Source organism: Selenomonas bovis DSM 23594, from assembly GCF_000381005.1.
Lineage (GTDB): Bacteria > Bacillota > Negativicutes > Selenomonadales > Selenomonadaceae > Selenomonas_C > Selenomonas_C bovis.
The window spans coordinates 1-18217 of the sequence record NZ_KB908412.1 but is presented as its reverse complement, the minus strand read 5'-3'; the positions used below and the strand labels follow the sequence as shown (position 1 = coordinate 18217).

The following is an 18217-nucleotide window of genomic DNA, read 5'->3' as shown; positions in this document are numbered from 1 at the left end:
GCTCAAGGGGATCGCGTGAGGCGGAATGGTACGACGTGGTACGACGTGGTACAAAAAAGCCGCCCGCAGGCGGCCAGGAAAGGAAGCCTAAATGTCACCTGACGAATATATCAGAAATCGCTTGGACGAACAGCAAAAATGGTTCAGCTGCAAAAGTACGGAAAACCAGCGCGAATATAAGCGTTTGCGGCGCTTAGAAACCGCATGCGTCCTCCTGCTTCCGGTTCTCGGAATGCTGCCGATTGCAGATCCTTGGCGCGACATTATACTCGTGTTACTCAGTGCCATAGCATCCTATCTCCGTTTCTTTGCTGGCCTGGACTCATGTCACGACTTATGGTTGCAGTATCGGGCAGCCAGCGAGGCCTTGAAGCGTGAAAAACTCCTGTACGAAACGCGCACAGGAGTTTACAGAGGAGATGACAGGGACACTGTTTTAGTGATGCGCGTCGAGAGCATCATTGCTTCCGTCAATGGAGATTGGATCCAGATCAAGCAAGACGAACCTCCGACACCTCATTCATCGACAGGTTCGTAGGTCTTGGCAAAAATATCCGGCTTGCAAGGATACTGCTCTCCTTTTACGCCGGTTATAATGTAATCCCCCACCGACGCATGATGGTCGCCTTCCAGTGTGTGGATAATCATCTCTCGGTCTGTCTGATAGGCCTCAACCACAACAGGCTTCTTCCGGTATTTCCTTACTTTCATCTCGCCCCACCTCTTTCACCGTGCTAAGTCGCGATAAAATGCCACTTCTTGCTATTTCATGTATATATTGTATCACAAGGGAAAGGATGATAGATATGCCTCGTACTTATAATCTTTTCATCAGCCATGCTTGGCAATACAACGATGACTACTCTACAGTTGTAAGGTGGCTATCACAAAGCTCTCTGGACTATCGGAATTACAGTGTACCTCAGCACGATCCACTTGATGTAAGGACAAATGCAGGACTAGAGAATGCGTTGACCAATCAGATAAGGCCCGCCAGTATCGTTATCATCATCGCGGGGATGTACGATGCCTACAGTAAGTGGATTGACTATGAGATTGACGAAGCTAATCGCATGGGAAAGACCATCATCGGCATCCGTCCCTGGGGACAGCAGCGCATTCCCTTGAAAGTCCAACAAGCCGCCACGGAGATGGTGGGCTGGAACTCGTCCTCTCTCATAGATGCTATCATGAGATATTAAGTCAGCGACATGCTCAAAAGTAGCCATTTTGGCGGCGCCGCCAAAATGCAAACAAAAATAGCCGCCCGCAGGCGGCACGATTTGCAGCAGCCGTTGACAAGACGGCCCTGAGTTGCCTCGTACGAGGCAGCTGGATAAGAAGGTGGTTGTCGGCCACCCCGCGCCGGACGCCCGTAGGCGTGCCGAGGCTTGTGGTTTCAGTATAACATATTCCCGTGGGACGCGCCACGGAGAAAGGAGCACATCATGGCAACTGTACGCACCCGCAAGCGCGAGAAGACGTGGACAGCGGCAACATCGCCATCGTTATGGTCAACGGCGACGAGGCCACCGTCAAGGAAATAAAGGAAACGGATAGCGGCCTGACGCTCATCGGCCATAACGTCGCCGTCTACGCCCCGCATTTCTACAGCCGCGAGGAAGTCGAGAAGCTCCCTGTCCGCATCATTGGCAGAGTGATTCAGAGCATCAGCAAATTCTGAGCACGCAAAAGACCTCCAACAGGCGGCAATGAACCCTGAAAAATTCATAGCGACATGGCTCCATTTTGGTATAATAATCTTGAAGGACGGTGAGCGATATGCCTTTCAAGAAAATGAGAAACGATATAGACGAGCAGATTCTCACGGCCAAAGAGAAGCAGCGCGAGCTTTCTGCCCGTTTGCAACAGAACATTGAAGAATTTCATAAGGAGTGGGACAAATGGAACAAGCCACGAAAATTCAAACGGACACCCCGGAAGAACCGCTGATTGATATTTTCTACAAAGATACCTATCGACTCAACTCACTTGTTTCACAGATCAACCAAGGAGCCTTGCAGAGCGTCACAACCACGTTGGACGACTCGCAAGGCTCTATTCATTCGACAAAGGCCGGCATCGGTATCCCAAAAGCACTCGGTATAGGTAGCGACAACGCACAGTCTCAAAGCCTAAAGCAGAGCATCCAGAAAACAAAATCTTCCTACGATGATGTCATCTTGGAATTGCTCGCCCAGCTCGAGCTATCCCCACAGGGAAACGTCAGCAAAGGCACTATCGCGCAGCTGTCCATTTTGCAAGGCACGATATCCCTCAAGAATTACAAGATGATTTCCTCCATCATCCCGATGCTCGATGACTACGGCGACCTCATGGACGACACTGCACAGAAAAAGCAGATCATCCAGCTCCAGATTGCCTACCTCAAGGAGCCCGGCCACAAGACAAAGGATACACGTGAAACGTTGCAACGACTAGAAAAGCAGCTTCTAGACCTGAAACTCAGCTCTATTCCCGCAGAGATGACACAAAAGCAGATGCAGTTCATCATGCCGTTCCTGCCGCAGGGAGTCGGGCTCGAACTGAAGATGGAGAACGGCGATATCGTCAATGGCAATTTAAAATCAGAGTATCTGATTGATACAGAGGAAAGTATTTTCCTGAACTACAACGAGTGCCTACCTGGCGTTTGGAACGTTCTCGGGATTGTCGACGAAAGCTCTCACCAGAATCAGGTAAATCAAGAAAACCCTCTGAGCGCCCTCTCAAAGGTCATGTTCGACATGTCCCAGCTCTTTCTGACAGATGAGAGTAAAGCTACCATCATCCCATTACTCATCTATCGTGAACTGAATGTAGACTAAGCCGCCCGCTGCTGGCAACAAAAAAGACCGCCCTGCAGGCGGCCGTGAAATGAATATCACATGGACAACATCATCATCTATAACACGGGTGGCGGCGCAACTAGCGTCAAACTCTACGCCGATGACGGTACAGTCTGACTCGCCCGCGCGGAAATCGCGGCTCTTTTCCAAAAAGACCGCTCGACCATCTCAAAGCATATCAAGAACATCTTTGCCGAGGGCGAGCTGGATGAAAAGAACAATGTGCATTTTTTGCACATTGATAATTCCAAGAAGCCTGTGGCTTTCGAGCGCGAGATCCCCGCGATCAAGCACTGCAAGCAGTGACAACGTTTTGGCGGCGCCGCCAAAACGCAAACAAAAATAGCCGCCCACAGGCGGCATAAAGTTCGTAACACAATCACGACACGGATTCTATTTTTTCGACAATCAGACGTTGCACCCATTCCGGCGGCATGCGGCGGCCCGCATTCCAATCTTGAACCGTGCGGTACGGAGCGCCGAGGATTTCAGCGAGTTTCTTGATGTTAAGACTTGCCCTTTCCCTAGCATACTTGATGGGGTTGTTTTCCCGATCCATCACCTCCTGATATGCCACGGTATCAGCGGCCACCAATGTGACGATATCGTCAGGCTTTCCTTTCTTGACAGCGTCCATCGTCGATGCCGCGGGAATCGCCTCGCCCTCGTGTTCCGCAGACCAAAGCATCAGGTTCAGGACATCCGCCGCATTTTCAAGGGCTTCCGGCAGCGTCGCTCCATCTGTAAAACAGTTTTCCAGATCTGGAAATGTGACATAGTACGTTTTATCCTCTTCGCTCCACGAGATAAGGGCTGGATATGCGTATTTCATGATGATTCCTCCTCTATGTTTGACAGGAAGGGGCTACTGCCCCTCACCTCATTCAATTCCTGCTTGCTTGAAGATTGCCTTTGCGGTTCCCGGCGGTATGTCCTTTGCATGGCGCCATACCGGAAAACACTTCTGTGTCATAGGGCTATAGAATATGTCATGATTTCCACCGTGCGCCATAAACTTGCATCCATGTTTCTTCAGGATTCTCAACAGTTCCGACCGTTTCATTTTCTTCCTCCTCTATGATTCCATTATATACGCTCTGCGTGTATATGTCAATACAAATACACGCAGAGCGTGTATTTCAATGCCGAGCCGAACCTCACCTATAACGGTGTTGTCCTCGGAGAGCAGGATATAGTAAAATTCACAGGAGATGACATGTATGAGCAAAGTTCGCACCCGCAAGCGCGGGAAAACGTGGAGCTACGCCTTCGAAGCGGGCAGGACGGATGATGGCAGGAGGAAGGTCGTTGAACGAGGTGGCTTCTCCTCGCGTGATGAAGCCTATGAGGCCGGTGTGAAGGCCTTCACTGACTGGAAGCATGGCAACATCGGCATCACAAACGAACGTGTCACCTTGAAGGTCTTTCTTGAGGACTGGTTGGCTAACGTCTGCGCAACGAATGTTAAGACCGGCACCTTGGCCTCTTACAGAAGCCAGATCCACACGCATATCATCCCCGCACTCGGCGGCCTTCCCCTTACAGACCTCACACCTGCGCGCCTCGACGCCTGGATGCGGGGGCTTGCAAAAGAAGGTCTCTCCCGGGGAACACTGCGCCTGAATCTCGCCATCCTGGGGGTCGCTCTCAGCTACGCCGTCTATCCTGCGGAGCTTATCGCCAGCAATCCAACTCACTATATCAAGATACCAAAAAGTGCGCCTGCGAAGGTCATAGAGCGCAAGATCATCCCGCAGGAACAAGCACTCACCCTCTTCCATCAGTTTCTTATCTCGTCCCCTTGTGTCGCGCTTGTCATTCTGCTCCTTTATCATACCGGCATGCGCGTCTCAGAGGTATTAGGGCTCGTATGGGAGGATATAGACCTACCAGGACGGGTCATCCATGTCAGACGTCAGATTATCAGAACCCAACGACCCTTACGCTTTGGATCTCCGAAATCAGCTGCAGGTCTGAGAGACATCCCGATCGACGACACGTTGGCCATCTATCTCTACGCTTGGCGGAAACGTCAGCGTGTCGTCCGTGCGAGGAAGGGGAGTATTCTTGCAAACTATGTCGACTGTCACAGACAAATCACAACATGCTCGCGGGGTCATCAACCTGACGACACGACAGAAATTCATCTCGTCTGCACGCTCGACAATGGTCGCCCCTGCCAATACGCGTTTCTCCGGTATCATTTCGGACAATGTGGTCTCAACGCCCACTCGTTCCGCCATACGCATGCCACACTTCTCTACGAGAACGGCGCAAGCGCGAAGAGCATTGCCGCCCGCCTTGGCCACGCAACGCCTACCATCACAGAAGAGCTCTATACGCATCCCACGGAAAAGATGCAACGAGATGCGCTCAAAATTTTCACAAAAACCCTGCAGACAAACACGAAATGCAGACAAAATGACGACAAGCGGTGAACCCCGCCTAGTAATCACGGGGTTCACCGCTTGTTTTTCCATTAACCGCAATTATGATGGCAAGACGTCAGGCATCGCATGCGGGCAGCAGCACGCGGCGCACGCGCGCCGCCACGCCGCCAAAGATATCATAGGAGATCGCGTTCTCTGCCGCGAGACCGCTGCCGAGCGCGATCTCCGGGCGGTTGGCGCCGTGGTAGTCCGTGCCCGCCGTCGGCAGCAGGTGATATTTCCCGATGAGGTGCACGGCGAACGCGCGATCCTCCTCGCTGTAATTCGGATACCACGCCTCCATGCCGTCGAGCCCGAGCGCTTGGAGGTCGCACACGGCACGCTCCTGCTCTGCGCGCGTCAGTCCCTTGAGGCCGATGCGCTTGTGGAAATGCGCGAGCGACGTCACGCCGCCCGCCGCATGGATGAGCGGCAGCGCCTCCTCCGCCTCCACGGCTGAGGCGAGCCCGAGCGCCTTGACTGCGGGATCGAGGTAGTTGTCCCAGAGCGGCTGCGCATGATCGTAGAGATGGAGCGAGACAAGATAGCGCATGATGGCGTAGCGGTCGAGCGGCCCGTAGGCGAACGCCTCGACATCCTCCTCGCGGATGGGGACGCCCTTCGCCGCGATATAGGCAATGATTTCGGGGATCTTCGCCTCTTTGCCCGCGCGCACCTTCCGGTAGAGCTTCAGGAATTCCGGGCTATCCGCCGCGAAGCCGAGGCAGACGATATGGAGCTTGCGCCCGCGGAACCGGACGGAAAGCTCCATGCCCGGCAGGAAACCGAGGCCGAGACGCGCGGCTGCCTGCCAGGCCGCCGCGTCGCCCGCGATGTTGTCGTGATCCGTAAGCGCGAAGGCCGCGAGTCCCCGCTCCGCCGCGTGCGCCGCAAGCTCCTCCGGCCTCATGCTGCCGTCCGTGACGAGCGAATGCACGTGCAAATCAACGTATTTCATGTGACGTTTCTCCTTTCCACTCCCTCTGGGCAGCGAAGAAATGATAGACGGCCTCCGCCGCCGGCTGGTTCATGCCGGAAACAGCCGCGAGCTCCTCGACACTGGCCGCCTTGATTTTCGCGATGCTGCCGAACGCGCTCCAGAGCGCCTTGCGACGCGCGGGGCCGATGCCGACGATATGATCGAGGATGGAGACGAGGTTGCGCTTGCCGCGCAGCTTGCGGTGGTAAGTGATGGCAAAGCGGTGCGCCTCATCGCGGATGCGCTCGATGAGATAGAGCGCCTGGCTGTGACGCGGCAGCACGACGGGCTCGCTCTCACCCTCGCGGAACACGAGCTCGAACTGTTTGGCGAGGCCGACGACGGGAACGTCCGCATGGCCCGCGCCGCGGATGATCTCGAGCGCCGAGGAAAGCTGCCCTTTGCCGCCGTCGATGACGATGAGGTCCGGCAGATCCTCCTCGGGCAGGTCGCCGTAGCGGCGCTGCGTGACCTCGCGCATGGAAAGGAAATCGTCCGGCTTCCCTTCCGTGCTCCTGATCTTGAAGCGGCGGTAGTCCGATTTTTTCGGCATGCCGCCCTCGAAAACGACCATCGAGGCGACGGTCTCCGCGCCCTGGATATGCGAGATATCGAAACACTCCATGCGGTACGGCGGCTTCTCGAGGCCGAGGTAGCGGCCGAGCTCCTCGACGGCCCCGAGCGTCTGCGCATCCGTCTGTGCGCGCCGCGTCTCCTCGTCCGCGAGAAACTTCTCCGCGTTGCTCGCCGCCATCAGCACGAGGTCATGCTTCGTGCCGCGCTGCGGCACGACGAGATGCACGCGCGCCTGCTTGCGCGCCGCGAGCCAGTCCTCGATGAGCGGCGCCTCCGCCACGGCGAGCGGCAGCAGGATCTCGTGCGGCAGGAACGTCGCCCGGTGGTAATACTGCTGCAGGAACGCCGCGAGCAGCGCGGCGTCTGACTCATCCTCGCTGCCCTGCAAAAGGAAATGCTCGCGCCCGATCATCTTGCCGCTGCGGATGAAGAAGACCTGCACGCAGACGCCGAGCGCCGAGCGCGCCATGCCGATGGCGTCCTGATCGCCCGCTCCCGTCACGATATTCTGCTTTTCCGCGATCTTCTTCACGGCGGCCAGCTGGTCGCGCAGGCGCGCCGCGATCTCGAAATGGTACGCCGCCGCCGCGCGTTTCATGCGGAACGTCAGCTCGCGCTCCACATCCTCCGTGCGCCCCTCGAGAAAGAGCAGCACGGCGCGGATGAAGACCGCGTAGTCCTCCCGTGAGATCTTGCCGACGCACGGCGCAAGGCAGCGCTTGATATGGTACTCGAGACACGGGCGGTCCTGCAGCGTCCGGCAGGTGCGCAGCGGAAACAGGCGGCGCAGGAGCTTCAGGCTCTCATGCACCGCCGTCGCGTTCGTATAGGGGCCGAAATAGCGCGCGCCGTCCTTGACGACGCGCCGCGTGATGAAGACGCGCGGGAACTCCTCCTGTACCGTGACCTTGACATACGGATACGACTTGTCATCCTTGAGGCTGATATTGTAGCGAGGCCGATGCTTCTTGATGAGGTTGCACTCGAGGATCAGCGCCTCGACCTCGCTCGCCGTCATGATGAACTCGAAATCCGCGACCTTCGCGACCATCGCGCGCACCTTCGGCGTATGGTTGCGGCTGCTCTGGAAATACTGCCGCACACGGTTCTTGAGCACGACGGCCTTGCCGACGTAGATGATCTTCCCCGCCGCGTCCTTCATGATATAGACACCGGGATTCTCCGGCAGGAGTTTCAGCTTTTCCCGCACGATGTCCGTCATGACCCCACCTCCCGCTTAGATATGGAAGAACTTCGTCAGATCCTTGCGGTGCCCGACGACGAGCACCGTATCGCCCGCTGCGCACTGCGTCGCGGGCGTGATCTCCACCGTCAGGCGTCCCTTCTCCTTGATGCCAAGCACGTTGACATGGTAGCGTCGGCGGATGTCGAGCTCGCCGATCGTGTGCCCGGCCCACGCTTCCGGCATCGGCAGCTCATAGACTGCATAGTCGTCGCCGAGCTGGAAGTAATCGAGAATATGGTCGTAGCCATAGCGGATGGCCGTCCAGTTCGCGAGCTGCTTCTCCGGGTAGACGACCTCGTCAGCACCGTTCCTGAGCAGGAATTTCTCATGGATGCCGCGCGAGGCGCGCGAAACGACATACTGCGCGCCGAGCTCCTTGAGCCGCAGCGTCGTCTCGAGCGAGCTCTGGAAATCGTCGCCGATTGCGACGATGCAGAGATCGAAATTGCGCACACCGAGCGACTCGAGGAAGCGCGGATCCGTCGTATCCGCGACAAGCGCATTCGTCACGAAGGGCAGTGCGAGATTGACTTTCTCCTCATCCTTGTCCACGGCGAGGATTTCATGGTCGAGCTCGTTCATCTTTTTCGCGACATAGCGCCCATAGCGCCCAAGCCCGACGATCAGGACAGATTTCTTCATACTAACACCTCAACCAACTGTAACCGCGCCCTCCGGCAGGCGACGCGGCACCGGCTCGCGCCGCGTGTGCATGGCATAGATCAGCGTGAGCGCGCCCATGCGGCCGAAATACATGAGTCCGCAGAGCAAGAGCTGTGAGACGGAACTCAGATGCTCCGTGAGACCGATGGAAAGCCCGACCGTGCCGAGCGCCGAGGCCGTCTCGACCATCGCGTCCATGAGCGGAACGCTGTCATGATAAGAAATAAAGACCGTCACCAAAAGCAACAGCACGAGGTAGACGAGGAAGATCGTCAGCGCGCGCCGCACGGTCTCGAGGGAGATGCGCCGCCCGAGATGCGTGAGCTCCACATCCTTTTTCAGACGCAGAGAGGAGGCCATCGTCGCGAGCAGCACGAAGAGCGTCGTCGTCTTGATGCCGCCCGCCGTCGATCCCGGCGCGCCGCCCGTGAACATGAGCGTGACGAGCAGCAGCCGCCCCGTCTCGCTCATCGCCTCGATATCGACGGTATTGAACCCCGCCGTGCGCGGCGTCACCGCCTGGAAGAGCGAGGCCCAGAACCGCGCCGCCCCCTGCAGCTCGGGAAACTCCAGCATGTAGAAAATCGCCGTCGGCACGATGACGAGCACGGCGGTCATGAGGAGGATGATCTTCGTCTGCAAGCGGCAGCGGCTGAGATGGCGGCCATGCAGACGCAGATCCCCCCAGGTAATGAAGCCGAGGCCGCCCGCGAGGATGAGCGCGACGACGACGAGATTCACGAGCGGATCCGCCGCGTACGCCATGAGCGAGCCGCCCGCCCGCTCCCCGAGGAGGTCAAAGCCCGCGTTGCAGAACGCCGAGACCGCGTGGAAGAGCGCGAGCCAGCCACCCTCGCACCAGCCGTAGTCCCGCACGAACACCGGCAGCAGCAGGAGCGCCCCGAGGAGCTCGCAGCCGAACGTGAAGAGCAGGATGAACCGCAGCTGCAACACAATGCCGCCGAGCTGCGGCGCCGCCACAGCCTCCTGCATCGTACTGCGCTGCATAAAACCGACCTTGCGCCCCGAGGCCACCGTCACGGCCACCGCCATCGTCACGACGCCGAGGCCGCCGACCTGGATGAGGAGGAGCAGCACGAGCTGGCCGAACATCGACCAGTAGAGCGCCGTGTTCTCCACCGTGAGCCCCGTGACGCAGCTCGCGGACACCGTCGTGAAGAGCGCCGTCAAAAACGGCGCGCCCTCGCCGCTTTGCGTGGCAAACGGCAGCATGAGCAGGAGCGTCCCGGCCGCGATGAGCGCGAGAAAGCTAAGTCCGATGACCTGGAACGACGAAAACTGCCGCCCTGTGAAAGGAACGCGCAAAGGAACCTCCCCTTTCGCACCGCAGAGGCGCACCGCCCGCGGGCAAACAAGAAACGGCACCGTCCGCAGACGCTGCCGTCACACATTCGACTGGTGCGGATGAAGGGGGTCGAACCCATACGCCTTGCGGCACTGGATCCTAAATCCAGCGCGTCTGCCAGTTCCGCCACATCCGCATGTCTCGTCCTGCCGCCTCAGAGAGTCCGCAGGAACTTCTCTATTATAGCAAACAGTCCAAGCCTGCGTCAACAACTACAGCCAAACGACACATCTGGCCGCAGCACCAGGCATCAAACCAGCAATACGAGACGTGAGGCAAACTCATAGGAACTACCCATTCCCTCAATGCCGCTTCGTAAAGAATCCACAAAGGCCGCGCCTGAGCCTGCCGCCCGCGCCGCCGGTACCTGTTGTGCCATCCGACTGCCAGACCTCGCCGCTCAACAAATCGAGACAGGAGATACAGCCTCCCGGCAGATAGGAACCCGTATCCATCATGAGCACCTTGCCGCCGGAGAAAGCCTGCGGCCGCGCGGGGAGGCCCAGCGCGGGCAGCGGTGTATGACCGATGACAGCGATCTCCTCCCTCTGATATTCCTCGCGGTGGAACGCGAGATCCCTGCTCCAGAGGAAGTCCTCCGGCGCCATCGCCGTCAGCGGCACGGCTGGATCGCGGCTGACACTCGCATGAGCGAATATGTACCGCCTGCCTCCAAGCGTCTCCTGCCAGCAGAGCGGCATCTTCCGTACGGCCTCCAGCCATGCGGGCAGAAGCTCCTCCCGCCTGCCGCTCGCATAAAGCTGATGATCGGTTTCGCTGCCGCCGTTTTCCAGCCAGAGCGCTTTTGGCGAATCAAACCAATCATCGCCCTCCTGCGCCGTCGATTCCGCGCGGCAAGCATCGAGCAGCATCTGGTCATGGTTCCCCCGCAGGAACACCATATCGTCTCTGCCGAAATGCCCGAGCACCCAATCCATCACCTGCACGTTGCCCGAGCCGCGGTCCAGATAATCGCCCAAGAAGAGTGCGCAATCCTGCCCCGCGCGAAAACCGACCTTCCGCCAAAGCGTCTGAAATCTCGAAAACTCGCCATGCAGATCACCGATGACCAGGTATCGCTCCATATCACTCATCTCGCTTTCCCGCCGCCTGTGAAACAGACATCAGCCAAGACATCTGCGCCTATGAATTATTTTTTCAGCTTTAGTCCATCGTGAAACGCTCTGCCGACGACTGGACCGATGACGCGGTACGTCTTCGTGCTGATATCAAAGATGATAGGCTGCAGCTTATCGTAGTCCACGCTGCCGTTCGTGAGCACGGCCTCGTCCGCCTGCTCCGCGACGATCCTCCCGACGAGGATGCCGGTCTCATCGTCATAGCTCTTGACCTCGCACTCCAGCGTCACGGGAAACTCCTCAATGATCGGCGCGTTGACATGAGCGCTTCTATGCACATGGCAGCCGGCCTTTTCCATCTTGTTGACACGGCTGCCAGTCTCCACGCCGAAATAGTCCGCAATCTCCACCGTATCCTTCGTCGCGAAGGCCACAGTGAACGCGCCCGTCGCCTTGATGTTCTCCGTCGTCTTGTGCTTCGCGAGGTAGAACGTCACCTCGCCGTAATCCGACTGGCTGCCCCAGGCGGCATTCATCGCGTTCGGCACGCCTGCCGCGTCATACGTACCGATGATAAAGACGCCTTCCGGTACGACGCATGCCTCTTTCTGTGCAAATTCCTTGCTCATTGCCACGCCTTCCTTTCCAGAATACCTGATTCTCTCGCGCTTCTCTTCCTCGCGCGCCACCATGAAACCTTCATTGCATTTATCGTAGGCGTTCCCTCTACAAAAGTCAAGAATCGATGCTTCCCCGAACGCACAAAGCAGGGGCGGCATCCTCTGATGCCGCCCCTGCCTGGAAGCGCTTCTTATAGGTAGCCAGGCCGGCAGCCGCCCGAGGGGCGGCCAGCCGGTGTTTGGTTTGTCAAGCCCTAACGACTCACGCGCCGATGGCGATGGTATGACCCGTCTGCTCCGTCACGGCCTTCTTCGGCATGTGCACCGAGAGGATGCCGTCCTTGTAGTCGGCCGTGCAGCCCGCTTCATCAATATTGTCGATGTAGAAGCTGCGGCTCATGCTGCTCGTGCTGCGCTCACGGCGAACGAAGTTGCCCTTCTCATCCTTCTCGTCCTTGCTGTCTGCGTGCTTCGTCGCGATGGTCAGATAGTTATTGTCATACGTGAGGGAGATATCTTCCTTCTTGAGCCCCGGCAGCTCAGCCGTCAGGTCGTAGCTGTCCTTATTGTCCTTGACATCCACCTTGAACTCCGGCATACGGAAGTTGTCCATAAACGGTTCGTCAAAGACATTCAGGAAGCGATTGAAGAGGTTATCTTCTTTCTCAAGATCTTTGTGCGAGACAAATGGAACCAAACCAAACATCATCAAGATCCCCTTTCTGAGTCTTGCCGATTCCTTGCTGCAGGAACCGGAACTTCAAACCATTCGATACTCGAGGGTTCAGAGGTTCGTCCGGAGGCCTGGCCCCCTTGGCCGTTCCCCTTTCCTCTCTACATCTTCTATTGTACTCATATTAGTCAAAATGTCAATAGGTCAAAAAGAAAAATCTTGATTTTTTCAACCGTTGCCGATTCACGCCTCCAGCGCCCGGTCAAACGCACGGGCCACTGCCTGCTTGATACTCTCATCTGACTGGCCGGGCTGGGCCTCGAAGCACTTCTCCCCCTCGATGAAGACGCTCGGCACATAGTAGTAATCTTTCCCATACGCCTGCGCCGCCGCACTGCCGTCCTCAATCTCTTCCACCGTGAGCGGCGCGTATGCCGCCTGCTCTGCCTTGAGCTCTTTGATGGCCCTCCTCGCTGCCGCGCAGTAGGGGCAGCCCTGCATGACGATCATGGTCAGTTTTTTCATAGGAACTCTCCTCCTCTTTAGGAATCACTGATTAATTCGGTACCCTGCCTTTGCATATCTGCACTGTCCTCTCGTCGCCCTACAATCCTCAGCGTAGCTCTGCTACGCCTCCGGTTTGTCTCCTAGAGAGATACAGCGCATCTACGCAAATTCAGAGCACCTCATTTAATCAGCGGTTCCTTACGCATTTCTTCCAGCGGGCCGCAGCACGCCTGGACGAAGCTGCTGCATGAGCGGCGCGCCATCAGAAAAGCGGCCGCTTCGACATGAAATCTCTGTTGAGAAAAAGCCCCGCACGGACTGCCGTGCAGAGCCTTCTCTCTTCCTGATGCTTATTTATAGTAGGCGACGCCAGCCTCGAAGAGCTGCTGATCTTTATCGCCCGGGACATTTTTGGCGATATCCTCGCCGATGCGCTCCGAATGGCCCATCTTGCCGAGCACGCGGCCATCCGGGCTCGTGATGCCCTCGATGGCGTTGACGGAGCCGTTCGGGTTGAACGGAATCTGCATCGACGGCTTGCCGTCATCGTCGACGTACTGCGTCGCGATCTGGCCGCGCATGCGGAGCTTCGCGATGATTTCCTGATCCGCGACGAAGCGGCCCTCGCCGTGCGAGACGGCGATGCGATGGACATCGCCGACCTTGACGTTGTTGAACCACGGCGAGAGGTTCGACGCGACGCGCGTCGAGACCATGCAGGAGACGTGGCGGCCGAGCGTGTTGTGCGTGAGCGTCGGCGAGCTATCCGTGAGGTCGCGGATCTCGCCGTACGGCACGAGACCGAGCTTGATGAGCGCCTGGAACCCGTTGCAGATGCCGAGCATGAGGCCGTCGCGCTGATTGAGCAGGCGCATGACCTCCTCCGCGATGCGCGGATGGCGGAACATCGCCGCGATGAACTTGCCGGAGCCGTCCGGCTCGTCGCCGCCGGAGAAGCCGCCCGGCAGCATGATGATCTGGGCCTGCTGGATGCCCTTGACGATGGCTTCAACCGTCTCCTCGACAGCCTGCGGCGTGAGGTTGCGCACGATAAGCGTCTCCGTCTCTGCGCCCGCGCGCTCCCAAGCGCGCGCGGAGTCGTACTCGCAGTTCGTGCCCGGGAACACGGGGATGAAGACTCGCGGTCGCGCGAGCTTCTTCGTTCCCTTGACGGCGTTGCCCGCCTCATAGGGCCGCCAGACCGCCGCATCCTTCGCCTTGCGGCTCACCTGCGTCGGGAAGATCTTCTCGAGCGGCTTCGTATAGGCCTCGACGGCCTCCTTGAGACTCACGACAACGTTGCCGCAGATGATGCTCGGCACGGCCGTCGTGACACCGAGCTCATAGCAGCCCGTGCCCGCGAGCTGCTGCTCGATATCAGAGCCCGCCGCGACCTCGAGGAGGATCGTGCCGTAGTCCGGGCAGAACAGTTCCTCGCGCGTGACCAGCTTCGTAAACTTGAAGCCGATCATGTTGCCGAGGCAGAGCTTCGTGACAGCGGCCGCGATGCCGCCCATGCCGACGCTGCGCGCCGAGAAGACCTTCTTCGCTGCCGTGAGCGCGCTGATCTTCGCGAAGTTCTTATTGAGCTGGTCGAAGACCGGCAGATCCATCTTGTCCTTGCGGCAGGGCACCGCGTAGACCTTGTTGTCCGCGTACTTGAACTCCGCCGAGACGGCGCGATCCGCCGGCAGCACGTCGACGGCGAACGCCGCGAGCGTCGGCGGGACGTGGATATGCTCGAACGTGCCAGACATCGAGTCTTTGCCGCCGATGGCGGGGATCTTCAGCTGGTGCTGCGCCCAGAGCGCGCCGAGCAGCGCAGCGAACGGGTTGCCCCACTTCTCGGGATCCTTGCCGAGGCTCTCGAAGTACTCCTGGAACGTCAGGCGGATCTTGTCCGCGCGGCCGCCGAGCGCGACCATCTTCGCCGCTGCCTCAACGACGGAATAGACGGAGCCGTGGAACGGACTCCACTCCGTGAAATACGGATTGAGGCCGAACGTCATCGCCGTCGCCGTCGTCGTCTCCGCGCCGAGCACTGGCAGCTTCGCCACCATGCCCTCCTGCGGCGCGAGCTGCGTCTTGCCGCCGAACGGCATGAGCACGGTATTGCCGCCGATCGTCGAGTCGAACCGTTCCGCGAGCCCCTTCTGGCTGCAGACGTTGAGGTTCGTGAGGTTCGCAAGCCATGCCTTCTCGATGTCGCCGCCCTGCGCTGCCGCCTCCGGCGTCATGGACGCGAGGTAGCGCTTGCCTTCATCCGGCGCGGCAATCTTCGCCGTGACATGCTGACGCACACCGTTCGTATCGAGGAACGCGCGGTTCATCTGCACGATGGGCGTGCCGCGCCATTTCATGATGAGGCGCGGCTCCTCCGTCACGACGGCGACCTGCGTCGCCTCGAGGTTCTCTTCATCCGCGTATTTGACGAATGCCGCGAGATCCTTCGGATCGAGCACGACGGCCATACGCTCCTGCGACTCGGAGATGGCGAGCTCCGTGCCATCGAGGCCCTCGTATTTTTTCTTCACGGCATCGAGGTCGATGACAAGACCGTCAGCGAGCTCGCCGATGGCGACGGAGACGCCGCCCGCACCGAAGTCGTTGCAGCGCTTAATCATGCGCGAGACAGCGGGGTTACGGAACAGTCGCTGGATCTTGCGCTCCGTCGGCGGGTTGCCCTTCTGGACCTCCGCGCCGCAGCTCGTGAGGGACTCCTCCGTGTGCTCCTTTGACGAGCCCGTCGCGCCGCCGCAGCCGTCACGGCCCGTACGCCCGCCGACAAGCACGATGATGTCACCGGCGGCCGGACGCTCGCGCACGACGTTCTCCTTCGGCGCGGCGGCGATGACGGCGCCGATCTCCATGCGCTTCGCCATGTAGCCCTCGTGGTAGACCTCCTGCACCTGTCCCGTCGCGAGGCCGATCTGGTTGCCGTAGGAGCTGTAGCCAGCGGCCGCACCGAGCGTGATCTTCTTCTGCGGCAGTTTGCCGGGCAGCGTCTCAGAGAGCGGGCGGCGCGGGTCAGCCGCGCCCGTCACGCGCATGGCCTGATAGACGTAGGAACGACCGGAGAGCGGGTCGCGGATCGCGCCGCCGAGGCAGGTCGCCGCGCCGCCGAACGGCTCGATCTCCGTCGGATGGTTGTGCGTCTCGTTCTTGAACATCACGAGCCAGTCTTCCTGCTTGCCGCCGATGTCCGCCTTAATCTGGATGCTGCAGGCGTTGATCTCCTCCGATTTATCGAGATCCTCGAGCAGCCCCTCCTTGCGGAGCTCCTTCATGCCGATGACGGCGAGATCCATGAGCGTGACCTCGCGCGTCGTCGTCTCGCCGTAGACACTGTCGCGATCCTTGAGGTACTGATTGTACGCGGCCTGCAGTGCCGGGCTGAAATAGCCATCCTCGATATCCACCATGTCGACAGCCGTCGTGAACGTCGTGTGGCGGCAGTGGTCGGACCAGTACGTATCGATGACTCGCAGCTCCGTGACCGTCGGCGCGCGGTGCTCCGTGTCGCGGAAATACGTCTGGCAGAACTTCAGATCCTCGAAGCTCATGGCGAAGCCCATCTCGTCCATGAACGCCTGCAGCCCCGCGTCATCGAGGCTGTTGAACTGCTCGAGCACCTTGACATCCGCGGGCGGCGTCATCTTCATCTCGAGGGACGCGGGCTTCTCGAGAGAGGCCTCACGGCTCTCGACCTTGTTGATGCAGTACGCCTTGATCTCGCCAAAGGTCTCGCGATCCACGTCGCCGACGATAACGATGACGCGCGCCGTGCGGATCTCGGGGCGCTCCTTCGCCGTCACAAGCTGCACGCACTGCGCCGCCGAGTCCGCCGTCACATCGTACTGGCCGGGCAGGTACTCCATCGCGAACACGCGCGAATTGGGGAAATGCGGCAGCTTCTCCTCATAGACGACGTCGACGGGCGGCTCGGAGAATACGACGGATTTCACCTTTTCGTACTCCTCGTCGCTGAGTCCCTCGATATCGTAACGGTTGATGATGCGCACGGCCTTGAGGCCTGTGAGGCGGAACGTCTCCGTCAGATCGTCGCAAAGCTGCTGCGCGGGGATGTCGAAGAATCCCTGTCTTTTTTCTACGAAAAGTCTTCTCACCGTCATGGGTAATAATTCCTCCTGCCTCGTATAGCTCTATCTCTCCATGAAACTCCGACCGGGTTGTCATTGGCGCAGCGGGCAAAACGCCCGCAAGCGTGTCAGAGCAGCTCCGTGGAAATCTTGACAACGACCTTTGTCACTGGCGCAGGCCCGTCCTCCGTCGCCACCTGAGGACGATGCACATCCTCCGGGAAGAGCACGGCGAAACTCCCGGGCAGCAGCACGAGATTGCTCTCCGGGACGAGCCGCTCATAAAACGTGACGTCGCGCGCCGCATCATAGGGCGTGCGCACCGAGAGCTCAGGACTCAGCGGACACCAGCCAAGATACTCCTCCCCCTCGACGAGATACTGGATATCGACGAAACGCTGGTGCGTCTCAGGAAAACAAGCATCTGCCTCCCGCGTCGTGTAGCGATCGAGATTCGCATAGCACTGCTCACCGCGAATGGGATAATGGCCATCGGCCATCTTCTTGAAATCATGCGCCCGCAAAAATGCCAGCGCCTCGCGCAGAATGGGCGGAAACTCCACATACCCCTGTTCCGCGGCCTCCATCGTGCCAACAAACATGAAAACGCCCCTCTTCCTCTACTGTTACGCCTTGCGCAGCGCTGATGCATGCTGTGCCCAGAAAAGTCCGGCGCACCTCATTTCACCAGCGCTTTCTTAAGCGCTTCCTTAATTGTATAAAAAAACACCTGGTTCTGCAAGGCATCGGCTTCAATATTTTCCCACCGCGCACGTAACGAGCGCACAAACAGACACGTTTTCCTGCGGGGCAACGGTACAAGGACGCGCCCCGGACAAAGAAAAAGGGGCTGTTGCACGTATCAACAACGTGTAGCAGCCCCTTTTAGTTTGCAAAAAAATGTTGCCAAGGACTTAAAAATCCTTGGCAACAGGCGTAAAATATAGATATGCAAAATCAAATTTTACAAGGAGATTATACATCCCTCGGCGGAAGTTTTCAACTCTGCCTTCCCTTAAATTTTGAATTTCAAATTCCAAAGGATGACCCGGTCCGTCTGCTACGCCACTTTGTGGATGAAATGGATTTATCCGCACTTTACCAGACATTCTCTCAGGCCCATAAGAACC

General features: G+C 58.5%; 21 protein-coding genes and 1 tRNA gene. 6 read left to right on the top strand and 16 right to left on the bottom strand.

Annotated features, from left to right (window positions below):
* The first annotated feature begins 91 nt into the window (after positions 1–91).
* Positions 92–538, top strand: a complete 447-nt coding sequence (locus tag F599_RS0111505) for a DUF4231 domain-containing protein (protein ID WP_019541980.1) — start codon at positions 92–94, stop codon at positions 536–538.
* Here F599_RS0111505 and F599_RS0111500 read toward each other — a convergent pair.
* Positions 517–711, bottom strand: a complete 195-nt coding sequence (locus F599_RS0111500; RefSeq protein ID WP_019541981.1) for a hypothetical protein — start codon at positions 709–711, stop codon at positions 517–519. The genes F599_RS0111505 and F599_RS0111500 overlap by 22 nt on opposite strands.
* 38 nt (positions 712–749) lie before the next feature.
* Between F599_RS0111500 and F599_RS0111495 the strand changes: the two genes are divergently transcribed.
* The 4 genes from F599_RS0111495 (at position 750) to F599_RS0111485 (ending at position 2828) form a co-directional block, all read left to right on the top strand.
* Positions 750–1202 (top strand): TIR domain-containing protein, encoded by a 453-nt coding sequence (locus tag F599_RS0111495; RefSeq protein ID WP_338141067.1) that lies wholly within the window; start codon positions 750–752, stop codon positions 1200–1202.
* 281 nt (positions 1203–1483) lie between these two features.
* A complete protein-coding gene (locus tag F599_RS0111490) occupies positions 1484–1684 on the top strand; it encodes a LexA family protein (RefSeq protein WP_019543666.1) in 201 nt (66 codons plus the stop codon).
* Between the two features lie 98 nt (positions 1685–1782).
* The gene (locus F599_RS15765) at positions 1783–1953 is read left to right on the top strand and encodes a hypothetical protein (protein WP_169337826.1); all 171 of its coding nucleotides are present in this window, start codon (positions 1783–1785) and stop codon (positions 1951–1953) included.
* A complete protein-coding gene (locus F599_RS0111485; protein WP_019543665.1) occupies positions 1905–2828 on the top strand; it encodes a DUF6414 family protein in 924 nt (307 codons plus the stop codon). The genes F599_RS15765 and F599_RS0111485 overlap by 49 nt, the downstream gene beginning before the upstream one ends.
* 189 nt (positions 2829–3017) lie before the next feature.
* Here the strand turns inward: F599_RS0111485 and F599_RS0111480 are convergent, their stop codons facing one another.
* The 3 genes from F599_RS0111480 to F599_RS0111470 are packed head-to-tail and all read right to left on the bottom strand — an operon-like array spanning position 3018 to position 3912.
* Entirely contained in the window at positions 3018–3203 is a 186-nt protein-coding gene (locus F599_RS0111480) for a hypothetical protein (protein ID WP_211209097.1), read from the bottom strand.
* Between the two features lie 25 nt (positions 3204–3228).
* Positions 3229–3681: a type II toxin-antitoxin system HicB family antitoxin gene (locus tag F599_RS0111475; RefSeq protein WP_019543663.1), complete on the bottom strand. Its 453-nt coding sequence runs from the start codon at positions 3679–3681 to the stop codon at positions 3229–3231.
* A gap of 48 nt (positions 3682–3729) precedes the next feature.
* Positions 3730–3912 carry a type II toxin-antitoxin system HicA family toxin gene (locus tag F599_RS0111470; RefSeq protein WP_019543662.1) on the bottom strand — a complete coding sequence of 61 codons (183 nt, stop codon included), beginning with the start codon at positions 3910–3912 and terminating at the stop codon, positions 3730–3732.
* Between the two features lie 157 nt (positions 3913–4069).
* On the opposite strand from F599_RS0111470, the gene F599_RS14310 reads away from it, so the two are divergent.
* Positions 4070–5287 (top strand): tyrosine-type recombinase/integrase, encoded by a 1218-nt coding sequence (locus tag F599_RS14310; protein WP_019543661.1) that lies wholly within the window; start codon positions 4070–4072, stop codon positions 5285–5287.
* A gap of 67 nt (positions 5288–5354) precedes the next feature.
* Here the strand turns inward: F599_RS14310 and F599_RS0111460 are convergent, their stop codons facing one another.
* The 12 genes from F599_RS0111460 to F599_RS15640 form a co-directional block, all read right to left on the bottom strand.
* Complete coding sequence (locus tag F599_RS0111460; protein ID WP_019543660.1) at positions 5355–6236, bottom strand: PHP domain-containing protein; 882 nt, start codon at positions 6234–6236, stop codon at positions 5355–5357.
* On the bottom strand, positions 6223–8055 hold the full coding sequence (gene uvrC, locus F599_RS0111455) for an excinuclease ABC subunit UvrC (RefSeq protein WP_019543659.1): 1833 nt from the start codon (positions 8053–8055) through the stop codon (positions 6223–6225). The genes F599_RS0111460 and uvrC overlap by 14 nt, the downstream gene beginning before the upstream one ends.
* A 15-nt stretch (positions 8056–8070) precedes the next feature.
* The gene (locus tag F599_RS0111450) at positions 8071–8721 is read right to left on the bottom strand and encodes a potassium channel family protein (RefSeq protein WP_019543658.1); all 651 of its coding nucleotides are present in this window, start codon (positions 8719–8721) and stop codon (positions 8071–8073) included.
* 9 nt (positions 8722–8730) lie between these two features.
* Entirely contained in the window at positions 8731–10068 is a 1338-nt protein-coding gene (locus F599_RS0111445; protein WP_019543657.1) for a TrkH family potassium uptake protein, read from the bottom strand.
* Positions 10069–10159: 91 nt separating this feature from the next.
* Positions 10160–10244, bottom strand: a tRNA-Leu gene (locus F599_RS0111440).
* Positions 10245–10410: 166 nt separating this feature from the next.
* Positions 10411–11193, bottom strand: a complete 783-nt coding sequence (locus F599_RS14930) for a metallophosphoesterase (RefSeq protein ID WP_019543656.1) — start codon at positions 11191–11193, stop codon at positions 10411–10413.
* 65 nt (positions 11194–11258) lie between these two features.
* Positions 11259–11816: a flavin reductase family protein gene (locus F599_RS0111430; protein WP_026327965.1), complete on the bottom strand. Its 558-nt coding sequence runs from the start codon at positions 11814–11816 to the stop codon at positions 11259–11261.
* 253 nt (positions 11817–12069) lie between these two features.
* Positions 12070–12513, bottom strand: coding sequence for an Hsp20/alpha crystallin family protein (locus F599_RS14300; protein WP_020700584.1), 444 nt, complete (start codon positions 12511–12513; stop codon positions 12070–12072).
* 210 nt (positions 12514–12723) lie between these two features.
* The gene (locus F599_RS0111420) at positions 12724–13005 is read right to left on the bottom strand and encodes a glutaredoxin domain-containing protein (RefSeq protein ID WP_019543653.1); all 282 of its coding nucleotides are present in this window, start codon (positions 13003–13005) and stop codon (positions 12724–12726) included.
* Between the two features lie 332 nt (positions 13006–13337).
* Positions 13338–17120 carry a phosphoribosylformylglycinamidine synthase gene (locus F599_RS0111415; protein WP_019543652.1) on the bottom strand — a complete coding sequence of 1261 codons (3783 nt, stop codon included), beginning with the start codon at positions 17118–17120 and terminating at the stop codon, positions 13338–13340.
* A gap of 95 nt (positions 17121–17215) precedes the next feature.
* Complete coding sequence (locus F599_RS0111410; RefSeq protein ID WP_019543651.1) at positions 17216–17689, bottom strand: NanQ anomerase/TabA/YiaL family protein; 474 nt, start codon at positions 17687–17689, stop codon at positions 17216–17218.
* A gap of 312 nt (positions 17690–18001) precedes the next feature.
* On the bottom strand, positions 18002–18217 hold a 216-nt coding region (locus tag F599_RS15640; RefSeq protein ID WP_211209096.1), incomplete at its 5' end, for a hypothetical protein.

Coding starts and splice junctions, on each gene's coding strand:
- F599_RS0111495 (WP_338141067.1), top strand. CDS start 750: ATGCCACTTCTTGCTATTTCATGTATATATTGTATCACAAGGGAAAGG.
- F599_RS14310 (WP_019543661.1), top strand. CDS start 4,070: ATGAGCAAAGTTCGCACCCGCAAGCGCGGGAAAACGTGGAGCTACGCC.
- F599_RS0111460 (WP_019543660.1), bottom strand. CDS start 6,236: ATGAAATACGTTGATTTGCACGTGCATTCGCTCGTCACGGACGGCAGC.
- F599_RS0111430 (WP_026327965.1), bottom strand. CDS start 11,816: ATGAGCAAGGAATTTGCACAGAAAGAGGCATGCGTCGTACCGGAAGGC.
- F599_RS14300 (WP_020700584.1), bottom strand. CDS start 12,513: ATGTTTGGTTTGGTTCCATTTGTCTCGCACAAAGATCTTGAGAAAGAA.
- F599_RS0111410 (WP_019543651.1), bottom strand. CDS start 17,689: ATGTTTGTTGGCACGATGGAGGCCGCGGAACAGGGGTATGTGGAGTTT.
- uvrC (WP_019543659.1), bottom strand. CDS start 8,055: ATGACGGACATCGTGCGGGAAAAGCTGAAACTCCTGCCGGAGAATCCC.
- F599_RS0111420 (WP_019543653.1), bottom strand. CDS start 13,005: ATGAAAAAACTGACCATGATCGTCATGCAGGGCTGCCCCTACTGCGCG.
- F599_RS0111470 (WP_019543662.1), bottom strand. CDS start 3,912: ATGAAACGGTCGGAACTGTTGAGAATCCTGAAGAAACATGGATGCAAG.
- F599_RS0111450 (WP_019543658.1), bottom strand. CDS start 8,721: ATGAAGAAATCTGTCCTGATCGTCGGGCTTGGGCGCTATGGGCGCTAT.
- F599_RS0111415 (WP_019543652.1), bottom strand. CDS start 17,120: ATGACGGTGAGAAGACTTTTCGTAGAAAAAAGACAGGGATTCTTCGAC.
- F599_RS0111500 (WP_019541981.1), bottom strand. CDS start 711: ATGAAAGTAAGGAAATACCGGAAGAAGCCTGTTGTGGTTGAGGCCTAT.
- F599_RS14930 (WP_019543656.1), bottom strand. CDS start 11,193: ATGGAGCGATACCTGGTCATCGGTGATCTGCATGGCGAGTTTTCGAGA.
- F599_RS0111475 (WP_019543663.1), bottom strand. CDS start 3,681: ATGAAATACGCATATCCAGCCCTTATCTCGTGGAGCGAAGAGGATAAA.
- F599_RS0111485 (WP_019543665.1), top strand. CDS start 1,905: ATGGAACAAGCCACGAAAATTCAAACGGACACCCCGGAAGAACCGCTG.
- F599_RS15765 (WP_169337826.1), top strand. CDS start 1,783: ATGCCTTTCAAGAAAATGAGAAACGATATAGACGAGCAGATTCTCACG.
- F599_RS0111505 (WP_019541980.1), top strand. CDS start 92: ATGTCACCTGACGAATATATCAGAAATCGCTTGGACGAACAGCAAAAA.